Origin of the sequence: Cyclobacterium salsum (assembly GCF_010119245.1) — a bacterium.
Taxonomy (GTDB): Bacteria; Bacteroidota; Bacteroidia; order Cytophagales; family Cyclobacteriaceae; genus Cyclobacterium; species Cyclobacterium salsum.
Genome location: NZ_WNKG01000029.1, coordinates 1 through 5,434, shown reverse-complemented (window position 1 = coordinate 5,434; position 5,434 = coordinate 1). Strand labels below are relative to the sequence as shown.

The window sequence follows — 5,434 nt, the reverse complement described above, 5'->3', positions numbered from 1 at the left end:
TTGGCGGAAACCTGGTTTCACTTTTTAGCGGCTGGATAGCCAATGCAGGGAGCGCGAGGCCCCAACTACCCCGGGCTGCGCCTCCCTTGTCGGCTTACCCGGGGCTTATGGTATTTCGCCCCTTCGGGGCTTGGTTCCGGATACCTGATATAGTAGCCGTTAGACAGGCTACCATACAATTTAGGTCCAATCGTGGTTAAGATTAACCACATCAGCAAATCATCACATGCCCAAATCATCACATCATTCAAAAAATCAAAAATCATAGATCATTTAAATCTTTTGTTCTACTAATTCGTTACTTTGGTAGAGAAATAAATTAAACAGGCAATGGCAATCTGGCAAAAATGTAAATCAAAAGATGGAAACATTGATTTTAAATAGTACTTCCGAGGATGATCTGAAGCTCCTTTTGGATATTGCAAAAAAGCTGGGAATGGATTTGAGGGTTGCGGATAAACAAGCCTTGATGATGACTCAGGCTAAGTGGCTGAATAAATCCGTGCAAAAAAATAATATCTCATTAGCAGAAATTGTCGAATCTTGCAGTTCAGTAAGAAAATCCCGGTATGAGGAACGGAAGAAGGATAATCCTTGATACTAATATCTGGGTCAGCTACATTATAGGACGAAAATTAGATGAGATTACAAAACTCATTTTAGACCACAATTTAATAGTGTTTTCCTGTAATGAGCTTGAAGAAGAATTAGAAGAAGTTTTGTCTAGAGATAAATTTACAAAGGTACTCCATTTTAAACCGGATTTTTATTTAAATTTTATTCGTAATTTAACGACCATTATTTCCATTTCGACAAATTTCCAGGGGTGTCCAGATAAACAAGATAATTTCTTGTTTGATTTGGCCATACAATCACAATCCGATTTTCTTGTAACAGGAGACAAATTATTATTGGACCTAAAAGTCGATAACTTAAAGGTTGTATCTTTTAAACAATTTAGGGAACTCTTTAACTATTGACTTTTTTTTGAAAAACAACCTCATATTGGATAAGTCTATAGGTCGAAATCAAAATTTATGAGCACAGGTCCAGGGGTAAAAGTTTACTGATTCACCACAGATGGCCACAGATTAGCACAGATTTTTTTGGCAGAAGAAATGGGTGCCGGCTAGTGTAAAGGTTCTTGCATGTTGGAAGGAGCGCTGGTTTTGGTTTCCATCGTGGTAGTTAAGGGTTAATGTGGTTTGATATGGGCTGGACTTTAGGGTCTGGCCTTTTTGCGTTTTAAGGTATGTTTTTTTTGCAGGAACCAATTTTCGAAGCATCGGCTAATTTTGATCGAACGTCTACGATTGAAAGAAGCGGGTGGGCCGACAAAAAACCGGGGGTGTGGGAGGATTGCGGGGGGAAGGATTTTTTTGTCTTGACCTTTTTGGTACTTTTTGGGTCAAGCCAAAAGTACGGAAGGAATTGGCGTTTACTACCCCCATCAGCCTTTATCCTGTCATCTGCGTTAACCTGAAATGGAACCATCCCGGGCATTGGCGGCAAGCTGCCTTCACTATTGAGCGGCTGGATAGCCAATGCAGGGAGCGCAAGACCGCGAATACCCCGGGCTGCGCCTCCCTTGTCGGCTTACCCGGGGCTTATGGTATTTCGCCCCGTCGGGGCTTGGTTCCCGGCTACCTGATATAGTAGCCGTTAGACAGGCTACCATACAATTTAGGTCCAATCGTGTTGGTTATGTTCGATACGTGCTGGGCTTTCGTGTCTGGCCTTTTTGCATTTGGGGCTGTTTTTGGGATTTAGGTGCGGTAGTAATGCTTGTTCCTGGCTTGACTCCCCCTCCTGTTGTAGGAGGGGGGCCAGGGGGAGGTCCCAAACGTGCCCGGGCATTGGCGGAAAGCCAGCTTCACTATTGAGCAGCTGGATAGCCAATGCAGGGAGCGCGAGGCTCCAACTGCCCCGGGCTGCACCTCCCTTGTCGGCTTACCCGGGGCTTATGGTATTTCGCCCCCTTGGGGCTTGGTTCCCGACTACCTGATATAGTAGCCGTTAGACAGGCTACCATACAATTTAGGTCCAATCGCTTGTCCTGAAATAGGTTTACAGATTTTATCACCCCATCACCACATCATCTCTTCGTCTCCAATCCCCTTCGTGCCCTTCGAGCCTCTTTGCGCCCTTAGTGACTAAAAACCCCTGTACGTTTCATCTGGCCCTCCGTCACTTAGTCTCTAAGTCTCCCCTTCACACAGGTCCAAAGAATCCATCCGCTTGCTGATTTCCGGTGCCAGAGGGAAGGGAGCCTTTCCTGTTCCGGTGGCGGGTGTCACCTCCAAAACCAAAATTTGGCGCTGGACCGACGTGTTGGACTGGATGGTTTTGCACCATAAACTTTCTGACAAACAGTTGATTCAGGATGCGTATACCATCCGAAATTTCAATGAATCGTTCGCCATCAGAGAAAATCCGACGGTCTATGAAAAGGCAGGGAAGTTGGTGAAGCGGTTGAAAGGTTTATAGGTTTCGTATCTTGTTTGGCCATTAGCCTTTAGCCATTGGCACATCCAATAGCCAAAAGCCAACCGCCAATTAGATCATCACCAATAGAGCAAAGCGATTCAGTATTCTCATTAAAGATTTGAAGAAATTTGAATTGAATAAGTGAATGGGATGTTGTAGTTTTATAGAAATGTAAGGATACCATGGAACTAGCAAACAGAAAAATTGATTTTATTCGTGATTTTTTAAAATTGACCAACGAAGAAGCCATTTCCGAACTCGAGGATTTACTAAAAAAACAACTTGAGATTAATTTTGCAGGTGCTGATAAGCCATTCAGTGAAGAGGAACTAATAGCCAGAACGTTGCGGTCTGAAGCAGATTTTTCGGCAAGAAAATTTAAAACCTCTGAAGAATTGATGAAAAAATATAAATGAATTCCTATACTGTAATTTGGTCTGAATTTGCCGAAAAACAGGTGCAAGCTATTTATGAATATTATTATTTTAAGGCAAGTCCGGATATTGCTACGAATCTCGTTAGGTCAATAGTACATACTGCTGATCCCTTAACACAAAACCCCTATATGGGACAGCGTGAGGAAGCACTAAGGAGGTTAGAAAAAAAATACCGGTATTTGGTATTTAAAAATTACAAACTTATCTATCGAGTTGAAGAAGAAACCCTTTCCATAAAAATATTAGATGTCTTTGATACCCGTTTAAGCCCTATAAAAATAGGCAGGAATGGTTAATCCCAGCTGTTTTTAATTAGCCATAATGATCGCATGCAGATAATAAACCAGCATAGCACTGGTAAGATTGGCATATTAAACCATCAAACCATCAAATCATCATACCATTCATCATCCATTGGCATCCACGAACCCAGGGTTACAAACCCTGTTCATCTGGGTTCGGCATTGCAAATGCCAAACAGCACGTGCCATCAGCACATTAGACATCGTCAAATCACCACATCACCAAATCCTCACATCATCAAACCATCCCACCATCGAACCATAAAACCATCAAATCACCACATCATCACACCATCCGTTCGTCTCTAAGTCTCCAATTCCCTTTGTGTCCTTCGAGGCTCTTTGTGCCCTTAGTGACTAAAATTTTGTGTACGTCCTCCATCTCTTAGTTCCATAGCCCCTACCTCTTTAACGGTGACCCGTTGGAGTCCAGGGGGAGGTCCCAAATGTGCCCTGGCGTTGGCGGAAAGCCAGCTTCACTATTGAGCAGCTGGATAGCCAATGCAGGGAGCGCAAGACCCCGACTACCCCGGGCTGCGCCTCCCTTGTCGGCTTACCCGGGGCTTATGGTATTTCGCCCCCTCAGGGCTTGGATTAGTTGATTTTCATTTAATCACCACATCATCAAATCATCCCTTAGTCGCTCCGTCTTAAATCGGATTCAACGGTTATTACGACTTGTTTCTCGGCTTACTAGGGGTTATAATCCTTTCACCCCCGCCGGGGTTTGGTTTTCAGACCTGTTGGTTAAAGCAAAACGTTGCGTGTAATTTGGGTCAATTACCAATATTTGGTACATTTAGGTAAAAGTTTGAATGATGAGTAAAAATACATCTATATCACTAGGAAATTATTTTGACCAATTCGTTAGTAGTCAGGTTGCTGCTGGACGATATAAAAACGTAAGCGAAGTTATTCGTGCCGGGCTTCGCCTTTTGGAAAATGAAGAAAGTAAAGCAATTGCCTTGAGAAATGCGATTCAGGAAGGAATTGATAGTGGCATAGCAAGCGATTTTGATCCAAAAAAGAACCTTGAGGAATTAAAAGCCAAAAGGAGAAAGAATGGCTGAATATAAATTGACCAATAAAGCGGTGGATGACTTGAACGAGATTTGGGGCTATACGGCTGATGAGTGGTCCGAGGAGCAAGCTGATAAATATTACAATATGCTACTCAACAGCTGCCAGGATATTGCCAATAATCCTGAATTAGGGAAAAATTATGACGGAATTACTACCGACTTGTTTGGATTAAAAGCAAATCAACATATAATCTTCTACCGGAAAACCAATTCAATACAAATTGAAATAACAAGGATACTGCACGGAAGAATGAATTTGAAAAACAGATTGACCGAATAGAGGAAAATATCACGCTGGCCTTTTTGCATTTGGGCTTGTCTTGGGTTCAGTGGTGGTGGTTAACGTGGCTTGGAATGGGCTGAGGTGTAGTTATGGGCAAATAGGCATGAGAGGTGGTATGGGAGTCAGCCGTGGTTGTTATGATCGGTATGGGCTGGACTTTGGGGTCTGGCCTTTTTGCATTTGGGCTGGTTTTAGATTCAATCGTGGTGGTTAAAGTAGCACGGAACCGTCTGAGGTATTCATAGCGGCTGTCTGGCAGTCAGTCTTTACTTTGGATTCAACCCTGGTTGTTAAGGGTTAAAAGGGCATTTTGGGCGGATATGGAGCCCAACTGAACTGCCTGGCATTTTAGGCTTACCGCTTGGTCAACTGTGGTGGTTAAGGGTTAATTGGCTCGAAACCTGTGGGGAATTTGAGACGGGCACTTTGGCAGTATGACTTATTTTAGGTTCAAACCTGGTGGTTAAGGGTTAATATGGTTCGATACGGGCTTGGCTTTGGAGTCTGGCCTTTTAGTTTTTAGACCTTGCTTTTGGTCCAATCGTGGTGGTTAAAGTAGCTCGGAACCGTTTGAGGTATTCATAGTGGCTATCTGGCAGTCAGCCTTTACTTTGGAATCAACCCCGGTGGTTAAGGGTCAACCAATTGTACCATCAAATTATCACCACATCACCACACCATCCCTTCGTCTCTCAGTCTTAATCCGGTGGTTAAACTGGCTCGTTATCGGCTGGACTTTAGGGTCTGGCCTTTTTGCGTTTTAAGGTATGTTTTTTTTGCAGGAACCAATTTTCGAAGCATCGGCTAATTTTGATCGAACGTCTACGATTGAAAGAAGCGGGA

General features: G+C 43.3%; 9 protein-coding genes. All 9 read left to right on the top strand.

The genetic code is table 11. From position 1 onward, the window contains the following. Nucleotides 1-200: hypothetical protein (locus GJS45_RS23895; RefSeq protein ID WP_235954949.1), on the top strand; the 200-nt coding region annotated here is incomplete at its 5' end. Between the two features lie 161 nt (nucleotides 201-361). After that, on the top strand, nucleotides 362-598 hold the full coding sequence (locus GJS45_RS23460; RefSeq protein WP_162344332.1) for a hypothetical protein: 237 nt from the start codon (nucleotides 362-364) through the stop codon (nucleotides 596-598). Then, nucleotides 570-980, top strand: coding sequence for a putative toxin-antitoxin system toxin component, PIN family (locus GJS45_RS23455; protein WP_162344331.1), 411 nt, complete (start codon nucleotides 570-572; stop codon nucleotides 978-980). Before GJS45_RS23460 ends, GJS45_RS23455 begins: the two co-directional genes overlap by 29 nt. Nucleotides 981-1,350: 370 nt before the next feature. Then, complete coding sequence (locus GJS45_RS23450) at nucleotides 1,351-1,656, top strand: hypothetical protein (RefSeq protein WP_235954948.1); 306 nt, start codon at nucleotides 1,351-1,353, stop codon at nucleotides 1,654-1,656. 582 nt (nucleotides 1,657-2,238) lie between these two features. Further along, nucleotides 2,239-2,487 carry a hypothetical protein gene (locus tag GJS45_RS23445; protein WP_162344329.1) on the top strand — a complete coding sequence of 83 codons (249 nt, stop codon included), beginning with the start codon at nucleotides 2,239-2,241 and terminating at the stop codon, nucleotides 2,485-2,487. A gap of 182 nt (nucleotides 2,488-2,669) precedes the next feature. Beyond that, nucleotides 2,670-2,903 (top strand): hypothetical protein, encoded by a 234-nt coding sequence (locus GJS45_RS23440; protein ID WP_162344328.1) that lies wholly within the window; start codon nucleotides 2,670-2,672, stop codon nucleotides 2,901-2,903. Then, the gene (locus tag GJS45_RS23435) at nucleotides 2,900-3,220 is read left to right on the top strand and encodes a type II toxin-antitoxin system RelE/ParE family toxin (protein WP_162344327.1); all 321 of its coding nucleotides are present in this window, start codon (nucleotides 2,900-2,902) and stop codon (nucleotides 3,218-3,220) included. The genes GJS45_RS23440 and GJS45_RS23435 overlap by 4 nt, the downstream gene beginning before the upstream one ends. An 821-nt stretch (nucleotides 3,221-4,041) precedes the next feature. Continuing rightward, entirely contained in the window at nucleotides 4,042-4,296 is a 255-nt protein-coding gene (locus tag GJS45_RS23430; protein WP_394366615.1) for a type II toxin-antitoxin system ParD family antitoxin, read from the top strand. Next, nucleotides 4,289-4,588: a type II toxin-antitoxin system RelE/ParE family toxin gene (locus GJS45_RS23425; RefSeq protein WP_162344326.1), complete on the top strand. Its 300-nt coding sequence runs from the start codon at nucleotides 4,289-4,291 to the stop codon at nucleotides 4,586-4,588. Before GJS45_RS23430 ends, GJS45_RS23425 begins: the two co-directional genes overlap by 8 nt. Nucleotides 4,589-5,434: the final 846 nt, after the last annotated feature.

Excerpts from the sequence above, each read along its gene's own strand:
- GJS45_RS23460 (WP_162344332.1), top strand. The coding sequence starts at position 362 with ATGGAAACATTGATTTTAAATAGTACTTCCGAGGATGATCTGAAGCTC.
- GJS45_RS23455 (WP_162344331.1), top strand. The coding sequence starts at position 570 with ATGAGGAACGGAAGAAGGATAATCCTTGATACTAATATCTGGGTCAGC.
- GJS45_RS23440 (WP_162344328.1), top strand. The coding sequence starts at position 2,670 with ATGGAACTAGCAAACAGAAAAATTGATTTTATTCGTGATTTTTTAAAA.
- GJS45_RS23435 (WP_162344327.1), top strand. The coding sequence starts at position 2,900 with ATGAATTCCTATACTGTAATTTGGTCTGAATTTGCCGAAAAACAGGTG.
- GJS45_RS23430 (WP_394366615.1), top strand. The coding sequence starts at position 4,042 with ATGATGAGTAAAAATACATCTATATCACTAGGAAATTATTTTGACCAA.
- GJS45_RS23425 (WP_162344326.1), top strand. The coding sequence starts at position 4,289 with ATGGCTGAATATAAATTGACCAATAAAGCGGTGGATGACTTGAACGAG.